Below are 19160 nucleotides of genomic sequence, written 5' to 3' on the forward strand. Positions count from 1 at the left end.
AATTCGCTATCCTTATTCTTTCTTGCCGAAGAGCTTGTTCAGCATATCCGCCATGGGGCCAGATTTTGGAATGTTCACAGCAGGCTTTTGCTGGCGAGCTTGCCGGATATGACTTTGGCCGACGGATTTTGCAACCGGCTTTTCCCCAGTTTCCCGCTCAATTTTGCTCCCTCCGCCGAGAGCCAGAGAAACGCGGTTCATAAAACCAGCGTCGTCCTTTTTGGCGAGTAGCCCTGCATTCGTTGCAATCGCGTCGAGCAATGGTTCGACCCATTCACTGTCCGCTTTGGCAAAGTTGCCGAGTACATGATTGCTAACCATTTCTTTAACGCCGGGATGACCAATACCGAGGCGCACGCGGCGATAATCCTTGCCACAGTGTGCATCAATGGATTTGATGCCGTTGTGACCACCTGAGCCGCCACCGGTCTTCACACGTACCTTACCGGCGGTCAGATCAAGCTCGTCATAGATGACGACGAGATCGCTTAAAGCCAGTTTGTAGAAACGCATCGCTTCGCCAACGGCTTGGCCGGACAAATTCATGAATGTCTGGGGTTTGATCAGGATAGTCTTTTCGCCTTCGATGGTACCATCGGCGATCAGCGCCTGAAACTTCTTGGTCCAAGGAGAAAAACTATGGCGGCGGTGTATTTCATCCGCCGCCATAAAACCAATGTTATGCCGATTGGCAGCATATTGGAAGCCCGGATTGCCAAGACCTGCGATAAGCAGCACGTGCCTAGCTCCCAATAAACAAGACGATTACTCGCCTTCTTTTTCCGCCGTTTCAGTGGTTTCCGCTGGTGCGGCTTCAGTCGTTTCTTCCTCAGCGGCGAGAACAGCCGGAGCTGCAATCGTCGCGATAGTGAAGTCGCGATCATGAATAACCGATGTCACACCCTTAGGCAGGGTAACAGCAGAAATATGGATCGAGTCGCCGATCTGCGTGCCAGTGAGGTCGATTTCAATCGCATCTGGAATAGCGTTGGCCGGGGCATGAAGTTCAATATCGTGACGAACGATGTTGAGTACGCCACCGCGCTTGATGCCAGGCGAAGCTTCCTCGTGGAGGAAGTGGATCGGCACATGCACGTTCACCATGGACTTGGCCGATACGCGCAGGAAGTCGACGTGTACTGGCTTGTCACTGACTGGATCAAGCTGGAAGTCCTTGGGAAGGACCTGAATCGACTTGCCATCCAGAAGGATGTTGGCAATCGTCGTCTTGAAACCGCCGCCGTGAATCTTGTAGTACAGCGTCTTGTAGTCGAGGGTAATCGAAACTGGCGCCTGCTTGTCACCATAGATGACAGCCGGCACTTTACCGTTGCGGCGAATTTCCCGGGAGGACCCCTTACCAACCCGTTCGCGCGCCTCGGCCTTGAGCTCGTATGCTTCGCTCATGGCATTTCCTTTCGAGGTTCAAATCTGGAGTGTTTTTCGAGGCCAGTGGATGGCTGTTCAAAAAACATGAAGCGGTCGCACGCTCATCCGAAACCGGATGAAATGACCGCTCCATTCCGCGTTGCCTCCAAGGGTGTCTACGCGGATGGCGGCTCTATAACGGAAAGGCGACAGATGTGCAAGTTTGTTGCTTGCTGAAGGGCAGACAGTTCCGGAAGATTAATCGAAAAGGCTGGAAACGGACTCTTCCGAGGCCGTTCGCGAGACGGCTTCGCCGATCAGATCGGAAATCGACAGCACTCGAATATTGGGTGCAGCTTCAATGGCAGGGGTTGGCTGAATGGAATCGGTAATGACTAATTCCTTGAGCTTCGAACTGGCGATACGGGCGGCGGCCCCGCCAGATAGTACGCCGTGCGTGATATAGGCGGTAACGCTGGTCGCGCCCTTTGCAAGAAGCGCTTCGGCCGCGTTGCATAGCGTGCCGCCAGAATCGACAATATCGTCGAACAACAGGCAATCCTTGCCGCGCACATCACCAATGACATTCATGACTTCGGACTCGCCGGGACGATCACGTCGCTTATCGACGATGGCGAGCTGTGCATCGATGCGTTTTGCCAGAGACCGGGCGCGTACAACACCGCCAACGTCAGGGGAAACGACCATGACGTTCGACTTGCCGTAATGTGCGCGGACATCGCGGGCAAAGACCGGAACAGCATAGAGATTGTCGGTGGGGATATCGAAGAAGCCTTGAATCTGGCCAGCGTGCAGATCAAGTGTGAGGACGCGATTTGCACCTGCTTCGGTGATCAGATTTGCCACTAGTTTTGCGGAAATCGGCGTGCGTGGGCCAGGCTTACGATCCTGACGGGCATAGCCGAAATACGGAAGAACGGCTGTGATACGTTTTGCCGACGAACGGCGGAACGCATCGATCATGATCAGCAATTCCATCAAATGGTCGTTTGCCGGAAAAGAAGTCGACTGCATGACAAAGACGTCTTCGCCGCGAACGTTCTCCTGAATCTCGACGAAAATCTCTTGGTCGGCGAAACGGCGGACGCTGGCCTTGCCAAGAGGGATATTGAGATATTTGGCGACAGATTCGGCAAGAACCCGATTGGAATTGCCCGCGAAGAGTTTCATGCCGTATTTTCTCCACGTCTTTTTCAGAGCGCAGCCAAAGTAAAGGGTATGGCGGGCCTTTTACTGCCCCTGACGCACATTGCAAGCGGGCACGCTAGATTCATACACAATTCAGCGAGAATATCGCCTTAAACGTGTAAATATGTCACGTCTTGGTGCCTGATACCCATGTCATATAACCTTGGATAGCCTTGTCAGCGATGCCTTCCATAACCTTCGGGGGGACGGTGCTCCACGGGTCAGTTCCTCCTCCAGGTACCTTTTCTTGACCCTGTATCCGGTGCAGACGTGTGCCGGCTGGATCAAGTACATCCCATACGTAGATGATCGTCGTCTGGTTGCCATCGGGGAGAGCAGAAAAGTAGCCCTTCATGATGTGCGTGTTGTCGGTGTCGCCGGCTGTGCCGAGCGTGATGCCTTTTTCCTTGGCAAGTGCCGACAGACGTTGCGATAGTGGCGTAGCCGCAGCGATAGGTGCGCCTACAATGGGTGCAAACCGCAACTTTGCCGTGGGCTGGGCGCTCGGCTTCCCGGTCTGGGTGGCCCCAGATGCCGTTGTGGTTGTGTTCGAGGTTGCGGGACCGGTGCCCGGTGTGGCCGTTGCTTGTGCATTTGTGCCCGCTGAAGCGCCTGGTATTGCGGTGGCTCCCGGCGCGGGTGGTGTTGTCTGGCTTCCTTGTGCTGGGGGTAGATCAGCTTTGGTAACGCCAATAGGGGACTCTGAACTATTACACGCTGTAAGTGTGATACCGGCCAGGACGACGAATACACATGTCAGTGAGTTGCGAGACTTCATTTACTCAAACCCCGTCATGAGTCACCATTGTGCTCATTTGCAAGCAAAAACAGACAAAAGTTTTATTTTACGATCAAGTCAAGAGATTGGCGGGAAAGCGGCTCCGCCTGACCATTGGTGGTAAGGTAGGTACGGCCAAGCGTCATGGCCGTATTGCTGTCGGAGTCCATGATGATCATGTGAGCAAACAGTGTCATATCCGGCTGGATACGTTCCGGATTTCCAGAATAAAACATGGGCATGTCCATCCAGGAAGGTGTGAAGCGGGCACCAACCGAATAGCCGCAGGCATTGAGACGATGGCGGGTCAATTCATGCGCCTCCATCACCTTGGCGTGCGCATCGAATACATCGCCAAAAGTGAAATCTGGCGTCATCGCAGCTTCTACAGCTTCGAGCGCTTCGTGTGCCGCGTCATAAAGCTCTTGGTGCCGTTTCGATGCCTTGCCGGTCAATATCGTGCGCATCATGGGGGCGTGGTAGTGGCGATAGACGCCGGCCCATTCCAAAGTCAGCTGATCGTTCTTGGTCAACTTGCGTCGCCCGGACTTGTAACGGCAGAGAAGCGCATCTTCACCCGAGCCAATGATGAACTCGTTGGCCGGATAATCGCCACCGCCTGCAAAGATTGCCGATTGCATGGCAGCAAGTATGACGCCCTCATCTGCACCGGCTTTCACGAGTTTTAGCGCTGCATCGAGCGCTTCGTCGCTCAGCTCCGCGGCCTTGCGGCTAAAGACGATTTCGGCAGGGCTCTTTAGCACACGCAATTTGTCGACAATGCCTGAAATGTCGACGAGTTGCCCGAATGCTGTGAGCTGTTCGTCAAGCTTCCGGCCGTTGGCGGCGGTGAGTCCATGAGTCTGGTATTCGATACCAATACGGCAACCAAGCAGATCGAGATCGTTGAGAAGTTCGCGCAAATCGGCTGCGGGATTGGCGTTGTCGCGGTCTGCCCATACTATGATATTTTCGATGTTCGACGTTTGGCGCGCTTGTCTCAAATCCGCGGAACGGGTCATCAACACATTGCTGCCATCTGCCTTGACGACCAGGCATTGGAAGAAACAGAAGCCAAAGGTGTCGTAGCCGGTGAGCCAGTACATGCTTTCTTGGGCAAACAGCAAGACCGCATCAAGCTTCTGCTCGGCCATGACCATCATGAGCCGGTCACGGCGCGCAGCAAATTCTTCCGGTTCGAAATGGAGGGCCATACTCTTACTCCGTGATCGTAATCGCTGATATCTGCCGGCCGTAGTCAGCTTCCTTGCGGTGGGTCGTCCGGCGGTAGGAGAAAAACTGCTCCTCATCAGCGTAGGTGCACTGTTGAAGCCCAGAGGCCTCTACCCCGGCACGTTCAAGCCGCGTTGTGATAAAGGCCCATAGGTCAAACATCTTGTGACCGTTATTGGCCGAGTCGCGGAAAAACGCGCGATAGGAAGGGTCAGTTCCAACGAACTGGTCATAGAACTCTCCTCCCACTTCGTAATTGTCGGGACCGATCGTTGGGCCGAGAACAGCCTGGATCCGATCGCGACGTGCGCCCAGGGCAATCATCGCGTCAACGGTATTTTCGAGAATGCCGTCGATGGCTCCGCGCCAGCCGGCATGCGCTGCGGCCACTACTTTCGCTTCGCTGTCAGCAAAAAGGATAGGACCGCAATCGGCAGAAAGAGCACCAATGACGATGCCGGGAGTGGCGGTCACAATGGCGTCGGCCTTCGGTCTGTCCCCGTTTAGCGGTGTCGTAACGGTGACGACATCGGATGAATGAATCTGATGGACGGTGACAAGCTGTGATAGGGGAGCGCCGAGCGATTCAGCCACCCGCCTGCGATTCTCCTTGACGCGATCCTGATCGTCATTTGAACCGCTGCCTACATTCAGGCCGCGATAGATGCCGTCCGACACGCCGCCTTTGCGAGTAAAGAAACCATGAGCGATTCGGTCTTTTTCAGGGGATCCCAGCAAGGAGGAACGTAGCGGTGCTGGTTTGTCTGACGTTGTCATACCGAATGCCTTTCAAGGGAGCGGATGGTGGTTGAGCAATCGATTGAAGTCAATTGCCAGAATTTATTTCGCTTCGAATGGGAAAACATGTGTTGCCGGATCGCTCACACACAGCACCTTGAACAACGTTCCCATCTGTTCCGGGCCCGCCAACCGTTCGACGTCGAGGCGAATTTGTTCCTGGACCTCCGCCGATTTGTGTTGGCCCAGTGCTCCGGCGCGATCAAGCAAACCCATAGCCAGCAAAAAATCGCCTTGCGTCATCGCACTGGTCTTGCAACCTTCCCTGCGTGCAGCCAGCGCGAGAGCATGAAAGTCCACATGGGTGGTGAGGTCTGCTGCGCCGGGAATATGCAGGACATCGACAGAGTTGTGGCGGCTCAGCGCTTGCAACGTATCGCCAAAGCCCGGTTGCAAATGTCCGTAGTCGAACAACAACGCTGCACCTCGCTCATGATGAATACGCGCTGCAATTTCCTGCATGAGGGCATTGCGGGCCGGAGCAATCTCGAAAATACTCCCTTCCGGAGCGATGTCGCTACCAGGCGGAAGCAGAGCTGCCTCAATCGAGCCGGAACCGGCAGCAAAGACAAGGTTTTGCTCTGCATCGAGCGCAAGCACGCGTTCGACAAAACGCCCTTTCGTCTTCACATGTTGACGTGAGGGAATGGCATCGAAAAGTTCATTAGCAATGGTAATCACCGGGCCGGACGGTATATCGCCAAAGTTCTTTTCCCAGACGATGGCACCACCGTGTTTCCCTAGCGACTTTTGCTGAACTTGCGTCAAACGATCGCTGATTTCCACCATATGGATTTTAGCGGCAGCGATAAAACCCGGTGCGATCTTGTCGGCCGTGCGAATGAGATCTTTCATGAGCGTGCCGCGTCCAGGCCCAAATTCGCAGAGAATGAAATCGTCGGGCGACCCAAGCGCTTGCCAAGCGTTGACACACCAGACCCCGACGAGTTCGCCAAACATCTGGCTGATCTCTGGCGCCGTAATGAAATCGCCGTCTTTGCCGAATGGTTCGCGCGTTGTGTAGTACCCCGCGTCGCGATCGAACAAACACATGGCCATATAGTCAGCAACGCTCATCGGGCCATTGGCCTCGATTTGCCTGATGATGCGTTGCCCGAGATTCATCGTCCGGTCGCCACCTCGGGGTTGCGGGCAGACAGGATGAATGCCAGTCCCACGAGAACCATGGGAACGGAAAGCACCATCCCCATCGTTAGCCAGCCGCCGTAAAGGTAACCAAGTTGCGCATCCGGCTCCCGGAAAAACTCGACGAAAATGCGCGAGAGCCCGTAGAGGGCAACGAATGTTCCTCCGATAAATCGTGGGCTTTTCAGTTTACGGCCATAGAAGATCAATAGAGCTAAAACTGTGAACAATACGATTCCCTCGAGACCTGCCTCATACAGCTGGCTCGGATGGCGCACGAACGGGCCGCCTGTCGGGAAGATCATGCCCCATGGTACGTCTGTCGGGCGACCCCATAATTCGCTGTTGATGAAATTGGCAAAGCGTACAAGGCCGAGACCAACGGGCACACCTGCGGCAATAGTATCGAGCATGCTGTAGACGTTGATCCGGCGTGATCGGGCAAAGAGCACCATGGCGAGAATAGTGCCGAGCATGCCACCATGGAACGACATGCCGCCTTCCCAGACTTTGAACATGTCGAGCGGATGGGCGATATAACGGGCAAAATCATAGAACAATATATAGCCGATGCGCCCGCCGAGAACGACACCGAGCGCTGCCCACAGGACGAAATCGTCCAGGTCCGCAGGCTTCATCGGTGGTGTATTGTTTGCCCAAAGCCGAGGCTTGCTGATGAGCTTCTTAGCGTACCACCAGGCAAATAGAATGCCCGCCACGTAACCGAGGCCATACCAATGTACCGATAGCGGACCCAGGTTGAATATTACGGGATCGATATTGGGAAATGCGATCGCGGCAAACGTCGGTAGAAGTATTTCGCTCACAAGGCACTCCATAGTCGCGATTCAATTTGGCGGGACCATGCGCGAGGGCAAGAACAGCGTCAAGTTTCTCCTCCGGTAACATTTGTGCGTCGCCGATCCAATGCCAACTTGCTTGCAATCGCCAGACGCGGCGATTATTTGATTGGGAAATGAGAGAGGTGTCGCCATGACCAATGGATCAAACCGCGTTCTTGACGAACTGGCAAAGCTCGTGACCGATGCAGCGGGTGCTGCTCAGGGTGTGCGGCGCGAAGTCGAGACCGCATTTCGCGGTCAAGCCGAGCGCTTGCTCAACACAATGGATGTCGTTCAGCGTGAAGACTTTGAAGCTGTGCGCGAGATGGCTATCCGGGCGAGGGCAGAAAATACTGCACTACTTGCGCGCATCGAGGCGCTGGAGGCGCTTGTAGGCCAGAAGGGTAAAGCGTCGAGCGATACTCCTGAAAAACCAGCGGCTTCTGGTCGCACGAAGAAGGCCTGATACCGAACAAGCACGGAAGCCTGTTCGGTAACCAACGGGCAAGCGCTGGTCTTGTCTCAATTCCAGCGCTTTAGGCGTTACCGCTTTCCGCCAATTTTTGCTGGCCTGCAGCTATTGCGGCTTCTTGGGTGTCGTAGGGCCCCACTCTGTTTCCCTCTTCTTGATCGATGGTAATCACATAGTACCACCGTCCATCATCATTTTTTTGAGTTGCAGTTACTTTCGTATTTGGCTCGCTTGTCATCGCCACCTCCTGTTGCGTTACACGGTACAGGCAATCTAGATGATGTGGATATCGGAGATATGACGAACGCCGACCGAAAGAGGTTGGCATTAGATTGCCCGTTTCCGATATTTCGATGCTCCTTGTGCCTATCCCCAAAATAAATCTTAAGTACTTATCAACAGGTGGAAATCGCCGAAAATCGTTGTCTTAGAGTCAGTTAAAGGCAGCTCGTGAATCTTTTTCCGAACTTCTGTCCACATCCATTCCCACCATTCGACCAAAAGGGGACTGGCGCTCGGACTCAGCATCAATACACTGAAATTACAGCATGATTCGTTTCGGCGATCATGTAGCGGTTAACAAGGTTTGTTGCCGCGGCCCGGCTGGCGCGTTCTGCCTGTTCATTGGGTCTAAGCGTTTGGTGTCCTCTGGGTTGGTTCGCTGTGTCCCCGCAGCTTCATACGAGATTCGATTTAGCAGGTAATGGCAATGAGCCTTCTGGAAATAGAGATTGCGCGCGATTTACATCCAGTTGATGTGATCGAGCATGTGGCCCATGCCAATGAGTGGGCATTCGAGCGCACTGGAGAGGACGAGATTGCCATAACGGTAGAGGGAAGCTGGACCGATTATCAGATTTCCTTCTCGTGGATGGAAGATTTCGAGGCGCTCCATTTGGCCTGCGCCTTCGACATTGCGATCAGCGAGCCGCGGGTCAATGAAGTGATGCGCTTGCTGTCGCTGATCAACGAGCAACTGCTCATGGGCCACTTCGATCTTTGGCGGCAGGAGGGCGCGGTTATGTATCGTCAGTCACTGCTGTTGTCCGGTGGTGCCGAGCCCACGAGCAAACAGGTCGAAGTGCTGCTTTCCAGCGCGCTCGACGCCTGCGAAACCTATTTCCAGGCATTCCAGTTCGTTGTCTGGTCTGGCTCGACGGCCCGGGAATCGCTCGACAGCATCCTGTTCGAGACAGTAGGCTCGGCCTGAGACAATCATTCAGGATCAGCAGCGTGGCTACAATTACCTTTGATGATTTCGAGAAAGTGGATATCCGCATCGGTACTATCGTTGAAGCCGAAACCTTTCCCGAAGCGCGCAAACCCGCATTCAAGCTGAGAATCGATTTTGGTCCCGAGATCGGGATCAAGAAATCGTCAGCTCAAATCACAAAGCACTACATGTTGGAAGAGCTCAAGGGCCGACAGGTTATTGCGGTGGTCAATTTCCCGCCACGCCAAATCGGGCCGTTCATGTCCGAAGTGTTGACGCTGGGTTTTCCGGATGAAGAAGGTGCGGTCGTCCTTGCAGCAATCAGCAAACCCGTGCCGAACGGTGGCAAGCTCTTTTAGAGAATAGAGAACCATACCATCGCACAGAATGCGATGGTATGGTTCAGCGGTCGTGCCGCCGGGAGGATTCTACGCTAGATCGTTTTCGCGGCCATCTCCTTGGCAATGTAGTCTGCTTGGCGAATTGCAAGACTGACGATCGTGAGCGTCGGGTTTTCGGCTCCGCCTGTCGTGAACTGGCTGCCATCGGACACGAACAGATTTTTGATGTCGTGGCTTTGGCCGTGCTTGTTCACCACTCCATCTTTCGCTTTTTCGCTCATGCGATTTGTTCCAAGATTATGCGTCGACGGGTAAGGCGGCGTCGGGAAGACGCGGGTTGCGCCAACGGCCTCGTATAGAGCCTTGCCCTGTTCATAGGCATGATCCCGCATGGCTATATCGTTCTTATGGTCGCTGAAATTCACATTGGCGATGGGCAGGCCGTACTTGTCCTTCTCACCCTTGTGCAAGGTGATCCGGTTGTCTTCCTGCGGCATGTCTTCACCAACGATCCATAGACCGGCCATATTCACATATTGGTCGAGCGCTGAAGTGAAAGAACGTCCCCAGCCGCCGGGATCGAGAAAGGCCGCCATGAACGGTAGGCCGAGGGACAATGTTTCCATCTCATAACCGCCGACAAATCCCCGTGAAGGATCGTGGCGGGCCTCGTCGCGAATAATACCTGCCATTGTCGTGCCGCGATACATGTGCACCGGCTTTTCGAATATGCCGTATACCGATCCGGTCGTATGGCGCATATAATTCCGCCCCACCTGACCGGATGAATTGGCAAGACCGTTGGGGAACATGGTCGATTCGGAATTGAGCAGCAGACGGGGGCTTTCTATCGAATTGCCGGCGACGGCAACGATACGGGCTTTCTGCAATTGCTGTTTGCCCTCTTTATCCGTGTAGAGAACGCCAGTTACCTTGCCGCTCTTGTCGTGTTCGATCTTCTGGGCCATGGAATTAGGACGAACTTCAAGCTTGCCGGTCTTTTCGCCTTTTGGAATTTCCGTATAGAGCGTCGACCACTTTGCGCCCCACTTGCAGCCCTGGAAGCAGAAGCCAGTCTGCTGGCATGACATCCGGTCGTCACGCTCGGCGGAATTGATCGCCATATTGCCGGTATGGCACTCCTTGTAGCCGAGCTTGTCGGCACCAGCCTTGAGCACCTTGAAATTATTATTGCCTGGCAGACCTGCAATCCCGTTGGTGCGGGTTACGCCCATCTTGTCTTCCGCTTTGGCATAGTAAGGCTCAAGCTCTGCCAAGGTGATAGGCCAATCGAGCAGGCTTGCGCCTTTTACTTTGCCATAGTGGGTAAGCGCTTTGAATTCATGGTCTTGAAAACGCAGAGAAGCACCAGCCCAGTGGGTCGTCGATCCGCCGACGGATTTGACGATCCACGCGGGAAGATTGGGAAAATCCTTGGCGACACGCCAATCCCCGGAAGTAGTCCGTTTGTCGACCCAGGCAAGCTGACCGAAACTGTCCCACTCATTGTTGGTGAAGTCTTCATATTCGTGGCGGGCACCAGCCTCTAGAATAACGACATCAATGCCTTTTTGTGCAAGTTCGTTGCCGAGCGTTCCGCCGCCCGCGCCAGAACCTATGATGACGACGACACTGTCGTCCTTAAGATCAAAAGGTGCAGCCATGGTTTCCTCCCATTAGCTTGAAAGTTCTTTGATTGCGCGTGCTGTTCACAGCCATTCGATGTCACCGAAGCCGCGGGCGATGTAGCCGCCCTTCGAATAGGACTCGCCCTCATAACCAAATAGCGGCCAGATCTCTTCCTGATTGTAGAGGCCTGTGACAAGGCCGCCGCGAACGGTTTGAAAGAAAGGCGTGTCTTCAACTTTTCGAAGGATCGCCAGCCGGTCGTCTTCCCATCCGAGACCGATGTAGCCCCCCTTGCCGGCGCGCTTGTCGAGATCGGCAATGCCGTCCTCGATCATCTTCTTGGTCTTGGGGTCCTCTCCTGCCTTGGCGTCATAGGGCTTGACTGCGATGGCATAAAAGCGATCCGGAATATGGTCGTGCGGATAGATATCGCGCGCCAACTGGATCAGAGTCGCCATTGTTTCTGGCTTGAGATTGGATGTCTCGAGACCCCAGGCAAATTCTGGATGGATGATCGAACTGCCGCTGATCACGAGGATGGCGCCGAGGCTGATCGTACCGCCTTTCAATAGATCGCGTCGCGATAATCCTTGTTTTTCAATTGGTTCCGGCGTGTCAGGCGCCGCCGCATTGCGGTTGAAGATGGTAACCATAGACTTCCTCCCTTGCTTGCTATCGGCATTCCGGCGGGAATTTCCGTCGGATGCCCTTGCTGGCTGATGGCGTTCCTCCAACGCCATTGGCCGGTATTACAAATACCGGCCTTGTCGTTCCAAAACCTCGATCTTGTAGCCATCCGGATCTTCGACGAAAAAGAACCGCGCCAGCATTGTGCCTTCGCGTTTGAATTCCACGATATCGCGAATCTTGAGTTGCTGAGCCTTCAGGCGCACGTGCTTGGCGTCGAGATCGTCGACGCTGAAGGCTAAATGGCCATAGCCATCGCCAAGATCGTAGGGCTCGGTGCGCCCCTTGTTGATGGTCAGCTCGAGTTCGAAATCCGTCTCGCTGTTGCTCAAATAGACCAGGGTAAAATTGTCGAAATCGAGCCTGTCCGCTACGTTCAAACCGAATGCAGACTTATAGAACGATCTCGACTTCTCTTCGTCGAGAACCCGGATCATGGAATGGATGGCTTTTGCCAAAAGCTCCTCCTAATGAACGATATGCCGCCCGAAAACTATTGTTGCAGTGTCAGGGCTTGTCGGCGATTATGAGCTTGGGAGAACAGAAGTGGTGGCAATCGGCTACCACACCGCGATACGAGCGGAATAATTTTTGCCCATGATGCACTAACGCGCAAAATACCACCTTTGCGCATGGGTGGCGAGCATCATCAGGCACTCTGGAAGGGAGGTTTTTGGAATGTGTAAGGTATTTGCAGAACAGGATCCGCAAGGCTATCGGCAGATCAATCGTTCTGTGCGCATTGGCGGGCATTCAACGAGCATTCAACTCGAGGCAACGTTCTGGAAACTACTCGATGAGATCGCCCAGAGCCAGAATATGACCACACCGCGGTTCATCTCCACTCTCTACGACGAGGCATTGCAGGCGCAAGGAGAGATTCCGAATTTTGCCTCGATGCTTAGTACCACATGCGCGCTCTATTTGCGCGGCGTGCAGACCTGCGCGGAAACAGTGGCTGGGAAGAACCAAGTCCTCGTTGGAGAACATGCTGCCTAGGCAGGAATCCTGACAACTGCCCTCAAGCCACCGGCGGGGTTGTCATCAAGGATAATGTCCCCGCCGTGACTGCGGGCGATATCCAATGCTATTGCGAGGCCCAGTCCTGTTCCGCTTGAATCCTGATTGCGTGCTTCATCCAGCCGGAAGAATGGCTTGAACACCTCATCACGCATCTCCCTCCGTATTCCTGGCCCATCGTCGTCGATAGTTATGGTCAGCCATCCGTCACGGTGATCTGCAGCAACGGACACGTTTTTCGCGTAGCGGAACGAATTCGACACCAGATTGGAAATCAGGCGGGAGAACGCATTCGGCCTAACCTGTATTTCCGGCTCACCGCGGATTTTCGACGTGAAGCCGCGTTCGAGCAGGATACCTTCTTCCTTCAGCTTGCCAAATAACCGCTCCAGATTGAAGGTGCCGGTCTCTTCCTCTGCCTCGCTGCGAGCGAAGGCGAGATAGCCCTCCAGCATCGATTGCATATCTTCGATGTCCTGCTCCATAGCTTCCGTGTCGACCCTGTTGCCGACGAGAGCGAGCTGGAGTTTAAAGCGGGTCAGGATCGTGCGTAGGTCATGGCTGACGCCACTCAACATCGTTGTGCGCTGCTCGATTTGCCGCTCAATACGCTCGCGCATGACGATAAAAGCTGCGCCGGCCCTGCGAACCTCTTCCGCACCGCGCGGTTTGAAATCTGGGGGGCCGGCACGGCCCTTGCCGAAACTATCGGCGGCGGTGGCAAGCTGTTGAATTGGCTTGATCTGGTTACGCAGGAAAAGGATAGCGATGGCAAGCAAAACGAGGGCGGAACCCGCCATCCAGACAAGGAATATCAGCGTGTTGGATGCATAGGCTTGGCTGCGGCGTGCAAAGACCCGCAAGACTTTGTTGTCGAGCTGGATGCGGATTTCCACCAGATCGGAATCGCCGATCGTGTCGATCCAGAACGGGCGGTTGATCTGCTTGGTGATCTCTTCGCTCAGAATACTATCGAGAATTGAGAAGAAGGGTTTGGGGCCAGGTGCGGGCAGGGGATCGGCGGGCAGGATTGAAATATTGAGCGATAATCTTTCACGCGAAATGCGGATCAGGTTTTCATAGGCTGGATCTTGAGGATAAGTCTCCATGAGATCGATGATGCCAGCAATGTCACGCACAACGGCCGTCGACAGACGCTGTGTCACGGTCTGCCAATGCCTCTCCATGAAGACAAATGCAATCAACGATTGCAATAAGACCATAGGAGCAATGATGATAATCAGTGAGCGCGCGTATAGCCGTTTTGGCATCCAGTGCGCTAACCAGCGCGTGAACTTTCGCCAAGGGCCCAGCAATGTACTTCGTCGACGTCGCCAGTGGCGCTTCCTGACTGCCAATGCGCGTTTTGCGGTATCCGTCGGTGCCATTTATCCAGTATCCGCTTGCGCATTGAAATGGGCGGATCGCTACTCCACGCTTAGTTTATAGCCGACGCCCCGCACCGTCTGCAACCAAACTGGGTTTGCCGGATCATTTTCAATCTTGCGGCGCAGGCGGTTTATCTGGACGTCGATCGTCCGCTCGCCCACATCGCCTTCCTGTCCGGTCAATTCGTGACGCGGGACGGTTTCACCGGCGCGTGCAGCGAAAATTGCCATTATATCCTGCTCACGGTCTGTCAGTCGGATCATTTCACCTGAGCGCTTGAGTTCACGCTTCGCAATGACGAATGTGTAGGGACCAAAGACGATCTGCTCGATCTTCGCTTGTGTAGCCGGGGCGCCACGCCGAAGGATGTTGTTGATCCGCAGGATCAGCTCGCGCGGATCAAAAGGCTTTGGCAGGTAATCGTCGGCGCCTGCTTCCAGACCGGTAATACGGCTGTCGGTCTCCGAGAGCGCCGTGAGCATGAGTATTGGTACGTTCTTTTCCTGACGCAGCGACTGGGTCAGGGCGACGCCGCTTTCTCCTGGCATCATCACGTCGAGGATCAGAAGATCATAGTCGATCCCGGCCAGCTTGCGCCGAGCCTCATCGGCATTGGCAGCCACCGTAATGCGAAAACCGCTGCCCGTAAGATATTGCGACAGTAGATTTCGAATTCGGGTGTCGTCATCGACAATGAGCAGGTGCGGTGCATCGTCTGAAAGCAGCAGTTCGTCACTCACCAATGTATTCCTCTTTTCTCGCGGACATTCGTCCTCCCTTTTCGTAAAACTTGTTTTATCCTGCCTTCGGCAGACTGTCGATCTGTTGCCATTGAGCGGGATTCACCATCGCCTTAAGGAAATGCTCGATCACTGACCGGTCGGAATCACCGATCTGCTCCAATGCACTGGTAATGCGGCGTGATTGCGGTGCAGCTAGTTCCAGCGCCAGTTCGCGACCCTTTGGTGTTGGATAGAGCTCGCGCTGGCGCCTGTCGCGAGGTCCGGTAATCTGAACCACATGATCCGTATCGATCAGTTGCTTGAGCACGCGGGCAAGGCTTTGCTTCGTGATCTGTAAAACCTCCAGTAATTCCGCAACGGTCATCCCCGGCTTACGATTGATGAAATACAGCACACGGTGGTGCGCGCGCCCAAATTCAAGCTTTTCCAGTATCATGTCGGGATCGGCGGTGAAGTCGCGATAGGCGAAGAAAAACAGCTCGATAATATCGAGTTGACTTGCATCTTTTTGGGTTAGGGCTGTCTCAATATGCCGCTCTGGTGTATAAGATTTCATACAATGTTCCCGCTCTTGTTGAAAAATATGTCAGCCTTGTTGACTTAGTTTTAGACTGCTGATAATTTTTGACAAGCTGTTGGCCGCATTTTGAATTAAACGCAAAGCCGATAGGCGTGTCTGAGACATTTTTCTCATTCAACCGCTTATTGTGTTGGTGGGCAATGGTACACCAATTGGTAATCGGGACCAGTTGGCGGACACATCAGACCCGCAAAATTATCAGGAAATCAAACGCCTGGAGGAAAACATGGCACCCGTTCCATTCGACCAGCTTGAAGGTTATATCTGGATGAACGGCGAATTCATTCGCTGGGCGGACGCAAAGGTCCATGTGCTGACCCATGGCTTGCATTACGCCAGTTCGGTTTTTGAGGGTGAGCGCGCTTATGGCGGCGAGATATTCAAACTCAACGAGCACACCGAGCGCCTACATGAGTCTGCACGCATTCTTGGCTTCAAAATACCTTATACAGTTGAAGAACTGAGCGATGCGAGCCGCAAACTATTGGCCAAACAGGGCTTCCAGGACGCTTATGTCCGGCCGGTTGCGTGGCGCGGTAGCGAATCAATGGGGGTTTCTGCTCAAGCAAACAAGATCAACGTCGCCATCGCTATCTGGCAGTGGCCGAGTTATTTCGACCCGGCCCAGAAGCTCAAAGGTATCCGCCTGGATCTCGCGGAATATCGCCGTCCCGACCCACGAACCGCTCCATCGAAGTCCAAGGCAGCGGGTCTATATATGATATGCACGATCTCCAAGCATGCGGCGGAGGCAAAGGGATATGCTGACGCACTAATGCTCGATTGGCGTGGACGAGTTGCCGAAGCAACTGGCGCGAACGTGTTTTTCGTCAAGGATGGCGTTCTTCACACACCGACGCCAGATTGCTTCCTCGACGGTATCACACGCCGGACAGTCATCGATTTGGCCAAGCGCCGTGGTTATGAAGTTATCGAACGCGCCATTATGCCGGAAGAACTGGAGACTTTCGAGCAGTGCTTCCTGACGGGGACAGCCGCAGAAGTTACGCCGGTGGCGGAAATTGGTCCTTATCGTTTCACCGTTGGTGAGATAGCAGCTAATCTGATGAATGATTATGCAGCAGAAGTAATGCCAAAGAAAGCTGCTGCTGAGTAACAGCTGGATAAAACGAAGAAGTGAACTTGATACCTGCGCTATGAGGTATCAAGTTGTTTGACATTGATTAAAACTTAGTCATCATGTTGCATGTCAGGCATGAGTCTGGCTTGAAACGTTGACGGGGTACAATCATGGAAGCGCTTCTTCCTATTATTATCCAGCTTATCTCGGGTGGTGTCGGCGGAAATATTGTCGGCGGTCTTCTAAAAAACCTGAGTCTCGGTACGACCGGAAACACAGTTGCTGGTGGTATCGGCGGCCTTGTTGGTGGTTACCTGACGCAATTCCTTGGCGCAGGCGGTGCCGAGGTGGTAGCAAATGCGGCGGCGTCCTCCGGGCTTGATATCGGATCGATCATCGGTCAGGTAGCCGGCGGTGGTGTCGGTGGTATCATCTTGACTGCAATCGTCGGCTTCATCAAGAATTCGATGGCAAAGGCCTGATCGATATCATCAACAACGAAATCAACTGTTTTCAAGGGCGGCACACGGCCGCCCTTTTCATTTGAGTACTTATTGTCCTACATATTGTCCCAAGTAATGTATCGCGTAGGATTTTGGTGAAATGGGACAATTGCAGGCGGGTATTATTCCCGTCACGGCCTTCCAGCAGAATTGCACAATCCTTTTTGACAGCGAGGACAAGCATGGCGTGCTCGTTGATCCGGGTGGCGACAACGATCAAATATTGAATGCCATCCGTTCAAACGGCATCGCGATCGAGGCAATCTGGATCACACACGGGCACATTGATCACGCTGCGGGTGCAATGGATATGAAGGATGCGCTTGGGGTCGATATTATCGGGCCAAATGAAGCCGATCGGTTTCTGTTGGACCGCCTTGAATCCAAGGCATTGAAATATGGCATCACGGACAAGGTCCGCAATTGTGTGCCGGATCGCTGGTTGAACGACGGTGATACAGTTTCTTTCGGATCGCATATCTTTGAAGTATTGCATTGTCCGGGTCATGCACCCGGCCACGTCGTTTATTTTAACAGGGCGGCGAAATTTGCACATGTTGGCGATGTGCTCTTCAACGGTTCGGTAGGGCGAACAGACCTTGAAGGCGGCGATCATGCCGCGTTGATTAACTCCATCAAGACCAAGCTCTTGCCGCTCGGTGACGACATCGGTTTCATCTGCGGACATGGCCCCGGAGGCCGCTTTGGCGAAGAACGTCGCACCAACCCATTCCTGAATGAAGCATAAAAAAGCCGCCGGATGACCGGCGGCTCGTCAAACGCGAATGATTGCAGATCAGTTGGCGTTGCAGAAATAGTCGCGTCCGTCATAGCCGCGGAATGTACCCGTCTCAGGATTGAACGAGCGATAGCGGTCGGCGCAATAGCGATACCATGAAGGTGACCAAGGCTGTGCGCCGCCGTAATAACGCGGTGCCACTTCACGATAGACCCGGACCGGGCGGCGATAGTAGCCGTCATCATAATCCCGGTAGATCGGCTCTGCCGGTTGGGCCAACGCGCTACCAAGCAAAGCGCCTGCTGCAAGGCCGACTGCGCCGGCCGCCCATGCGTCGCTGTTATTGTTATAATGGCGATGACGGTAGTACCGATCGCCACGCCAGCTGTCGGCCGAGGCCGATGTCAGAGGAACCGCGACCGTCGCAAATGCAGCGGTTGCAAGAATGGCAATCTTAATACTCTTGTTCATTTGTGCCTCCTTTGAAGCATCCTTGGCGAGTGCTTTTCGGCGTCGCCTGATCGATATTGGCCGGAATCCATGGGAGCTCCAGCGGTAGTTCTGTTTTATTCGCTTCAGAATGAATGCAAGCTGAACGGCACTCATACGAAATGGTTCCACCGCCCATCCTGAGGACAAGAGAAGCACATATAATTTTAGCAAATCCGAGGCGGGAAAAAGGCACGATTACAATTGCAAGCCCACATGGAGGTGTGCACACTCCACTCAGCGGCAAAGTGGACCCCTGCCGCGGCATATCCAGGCAAAACCCCCGACTTCTGCCGGGGATCGGTGGCGGCTCCAGCCGCTAGAATTATTCAGTCACCGCGATGTTTACGGCCTTTGGTCCTTTGCCACGACGATCAGGCTCCGTATCAAAGGAGACCTTCTGATTGTCTGCGAGACCTGTGAGTCCGGATGCCTGAACGGCGGAAATATGAACGAAAATATCCGCTGCGCCATCATCCGGCTTGATAAAGCCAAAGCCTTTTTCACTATTGAAGAATTTGACCGTACCGGTCTGTGCCATGCTCAGTTCCTTTTCCTTACTTACCGCGTTCCCCTCCGGGTTTGCGGGATTGGTAGTGCCGTTTTCAGTAAGATACATTCAACGGAGATCATGCAGGCAGTTCTCGAATTCAGGAAAGGAGCCGATCATTGCCGGGATTACTCCCGGCCCGGTATTCTTGCGGTTCCGGCGCGCCGTTCTTCCAGTCTTCCAGTGTTCGCAAATGCCCGAACGCTTTGAGACTGCTAGAATAAGTGTTTTTTGGCAAGCAAAAGTTTTTCTACCATTTAGGCGACTATATCGAACGGCTTTGCAACCTACATACTTGGGGGTAGGAAATTTCGTTTGGCATTCGTCCGCCAGCACCTCTCGAGATCACG

Annotated in this window: 24 protein-coding genes; 7 read left to right on the plus strand and 17 right to left on the minus strand. The window is 54.0% G+C overall.

The features are described 5' to 3' along the window. Positions 1–12: 12 nt before the first annotated feature. The 8 genes from pth to lgt form a co-directional block, all read right to left on the minus strand. Positions 13–738, minus strand: coding sequence for an aminoacyl-tRNA hydrolase (pth, locus tag LB462_RS20185; RefSeq protein ID WP_224511704.1), 726 nt, complete (start codon positions 736–738; stop codon positions 13–15). A 27-nt stretch (positions 739–765) separates the two neighbouring features. Then, the gene (locus LB462_RS20190; RefSeq protein ID WP_112530674.1) at positions 766–1407 is read right to left on the minus strand and encodes a 50S ribosomal protein L25/general stress protein Ctc; all 642 of its coding nucleotides are present in this window, start codon (positions 1405–1407) and stop codon (positions 766–768) included. A gap of 219 nt (positions 1408–1626) precedes the next feature. Continuing rightward, a complete protein-coding gene (locus LB462_RS20195) occupies positions 1627–2559 on the minus strand; it encodes a ribose-phosphate pyrophosphokinase (RefSeq protein ID WP_114430386.1) in 933 nt (310 codons plus the stop codon). 145 nt (positions 2560–2704) lie between these two features. Then, positions 2705–3355 (minus strand): hypothetical protein, encoded by a 651-nt coding sequence (locus LB462_RS20200; protein ID WP_224511706.1) that lies wholly within the window; start codon positions 3353–3355, stop codon positions 2705–2707. 62 nt (positions 3356–3417) lie between these two features. Beyond that, positions 3418–4569 (minus strand): M24 family metallopeptidase, encoded by a 1152-nt coding sequence (locus tag LB462_RS20205; RefSeq protein ID WP_224511709.1) that lies wholly within the window; start codon positions 4567–4569, stop codon positions 3418–3420. A gap of 4 nt (positions 4570–4573) precedes the next feature. Then, on the minus strand, positions 4574–5365 hold the full coding sequence (gene pgeF / locus LB462_RS20210; RefSeq protein WP_224511711.1) for a peptidoglycan editing factor PgeF: 792 nt from the start codon (positions 5363–5365) through the stop codon (positions 4574–4576). Between the two features lie 63 nt (positions 5366–5428). Beyond that, positions 5429–6511 carry a class I SAM-dependent methyltransferase gene (locus LB462_RS20215; RefSeq protein ID WP_224511713.1) on the minus strand — a complete coding sequence of 361 codons (1083 nt, stop codon included), beginning with the start codon at positions 6509–6511 and terminating at the stop codon, positions 5429–5431. After that, positions 6508–7359, minus strand: coding sequence for a prolipoprotein diacylglyceryl transferase (lgt, locus tag LB462_RS20220; RefSeq protein WP_224511716.1), 852 nt, complete (start codon positions 7357–7359; stop codon positions 6508–6510). Before lgt ends, LB462_RS20215 begins: the two co-directional genes overlap by 4 nt. Before the next feature lie 166 nt (positions 7360–7525). On the opposite strand from lgt, the gene LB462_RS20225 reads away from it, so the two are divergent. Further along, a complete protein-coding gene (locus LB462_RS20225) occupies positions 7526–7840 on the plus strand; it encodes an accessory factor UbiK family protein (RefSeq protein ID WP_112530680.1) in 315 nt (104 codons plus the stop codon). A 70-nt stretch (positions 7841–7910) separates the two neighbouring features. Here LB462_RS20225 and LB462_RS20230 read toward each other — a convergent pair whose 3' ends face one another. Beyond that, a complete protein-coding gene (locus LB462_RS20230) occupies positions 7911–8084 on the minus strand; it encodes a hypothetical protein (protein WP_224511718.1) in 174 nt (57 codons plus the stop codon). A gap of 471 nt (positions 8085–8555) precedes the next feature. Between LB462_RS20230 and LB462_RS20235 the strand changes: the two genes are divergently transcribed. Further along, complete coding sequence (locus LB462_RS20235) at positions 8556–9056, plus strand: type III secretion system chaperone family protein (protein WP_112530758.1); 501 nt, start codon at positions 8556–8558, stop codon at positions 9054–9056. A gap of 14 nt (positions 9057–9070) precedes the next feature. Next, a complete protein-coding gene (locus tag LB462_RS20240) occupies positions 9071–9418 on the plus strand; it encodes a tRNA-binding protein (protein WP_224511915.1) in 348 nt (115 codons plus the stop codon). Positions 9419–9492: 74 nt separating this feature from the next. Here LB462_RS20240 and LB462_RS20245 read toward each other — a convergent pair whose 3' ends face one another. The 3 genes from LB462_RS20245 to LB462_RS20255 form a co-directional block, all read right to left on the minus strand. Further along, positions 9493–11064: a GMC family oxidoreductase gene (locus LB462_RS20245; protein ID WP_224511719.1), complete on the minus strand. Its 1572-nt coding sequence runs from the start codon at positions 11062–11064 to the stop codon at positions 9493–9495. 45 nt (positions 11065–11109) lie between these two features. Next, positions 11110–11682: a gluconate 2-dehydrogenase subunit 3 family protein gene (locus LB462_RS20250; protein WP_224511721.1), complete on the minus strand. Its 573-nt coding sequence runs from the start codon at positions 11680–11682 to the stop codon at positions 11110–11112. 96 nt (positions 11683–11778) lie between these two features. Then, complete coding sequence (locus tag LB462_RS20255) at positions 11779–12174, minus strand: VOC family protein (RefSeq protein WP_224511722.1); 396 nt, start codon at positions 12172–12174, stop codon at positions 11779–11781. A gap of 220 nt (positions 12175–12394) precedes the next feature. On the opposite strand from LB462_RS20255, the gene LB462_RS20260 reads away from it, so the two are divergent. Beyond that, entirely contained in the window at positions 12395–12715 is a 321-nt protein-coding gene (locus LB462_RS20260; RefSeq protein WP_224511723.1) for a ribbon-helix-helix domain-containing protein, read from the plus strand. Here LB462_RS20260 and LB462_RS20265 read toward each other — a convergent pair. The 3 genes from LB462_RS20265 to LB462_RS20275 all read right to left on the minus strand — a co-directional run bounded on the left by LB462_RS20265 (position 12712) and on the right by LB462_RS20275 (position 15424). Beyond that, complete coding sequence (locus LB462_RS20265) at positions 12712–14007, minus strand: ATP-binding protein (protein ID WP_370637241.1); 1296 nt, start codon at positions 14005–14007, stop codon at positions 12712–12714. The two genes, LB462_RS20260 and LB462_RS20265, sit on opposite strands and share 4 nt — an antisense overlap. A 156-nt stretch (positions 14008–14163) precedes the next feature. Continuing rightward, positions 14164–14865, minus strand: coding sequence for a response regulator (locus tag LB462_RS20270; protein ID WP_224511725.1), 702 nt, complete (start codon positions 14863–14865; stop codon positions 14164–14166). A 55-nt stretch (positions 14866–14920) separates the two neighbouring features. Beyond that, the gene (locus tag LB462_RS20275) at positions 14921–15424 is read right to left on the minus strand and encodes a MarR family winged helix-turn-helix transcriptional regulator (RefSeq protein WP_224511726.1); all 504 of its coding nucleotides are present in this window, start codon (positions 15422–15424) and stop codon (positions 14921–14923) included. Positions 15425–15674: 250 nt separating this feature from the next. On the opposite strand from LB462_RS20275, the gene LB462_RS20280 reads away from it, so the two are divergent. The 3 genes from LB462_RS20280 (at position 15675) to LB462_RS20290 (ending at position 17780) form a co-directional block, all read left to right on the plus strand. Continuing rightward, the gene (locus LB462_RS20280; protein WP_224511728.1) at positions 15675–16565 is read left to right on the plus strand and encodes a branched-chain amino acid aminotransferase; all 891 of its coding nucleotides are present in this window, start codon (positions 15675–15677) and stop codon (positions 16563–16565) included. A 134-nt stretch (positions 16566–16699) separates the two neighbouring features. Next, positions 16700–17011, plus strand: a complete 312-nt coding sequence (locus tag LB462_RS20285; protein WP_112530689.1) for a hypothetical protein — start codon at positions 16700–16702, stop codon at positions 17009–17011. Between the two features lie 121 nt (positions 17012–17132). After that, positions 17133–17780, plus strand: a complete 648-nt coding sequence (locus LB462_RS20290; RefSeq protein WP_224511730.1) for an MBL fold metallo-hydrolase — start codon at positions 17133–17135, stop codon at positions 17778–17780. Positions 17781–17828: 48 nt separating this feature from the next. Here LB462_RS20290 and LB462_RS20295 read toward each other — a convergent pair whose 3' ends face one another. Then, complete coding sequence (locus tag LB462_RS20295) at positions 17829–18242, minus strand: BA14K family protein (protein ID WP_224511740.1); 414 nt, start codon at positions 18240–18242, stop codon at positions 17829–17831. A 343-nt stretch (positions 18243–18585) separates the two neighbouring features. Continuing rightward, entirely contained in the window at positions 18586–18801 is a 216-nt protein-coding gene (locus LB462_RS20300) for a cold-shock protein (RefSeq protein WP_106718536.1), read from the minus strand. Positions 18802–19160: the final 359 nt, after the last annotated feature.

Source organism: Phyllobacterium chamaecytisi (assembly GCF_020164455.1).
GTDB lineage: Bacteria > Pseudomonadota > Alphaproteobacteria > Rhizobiales > Rhizobiaceae > Phyllobacterium > Phyllobacterium chamaecytisi.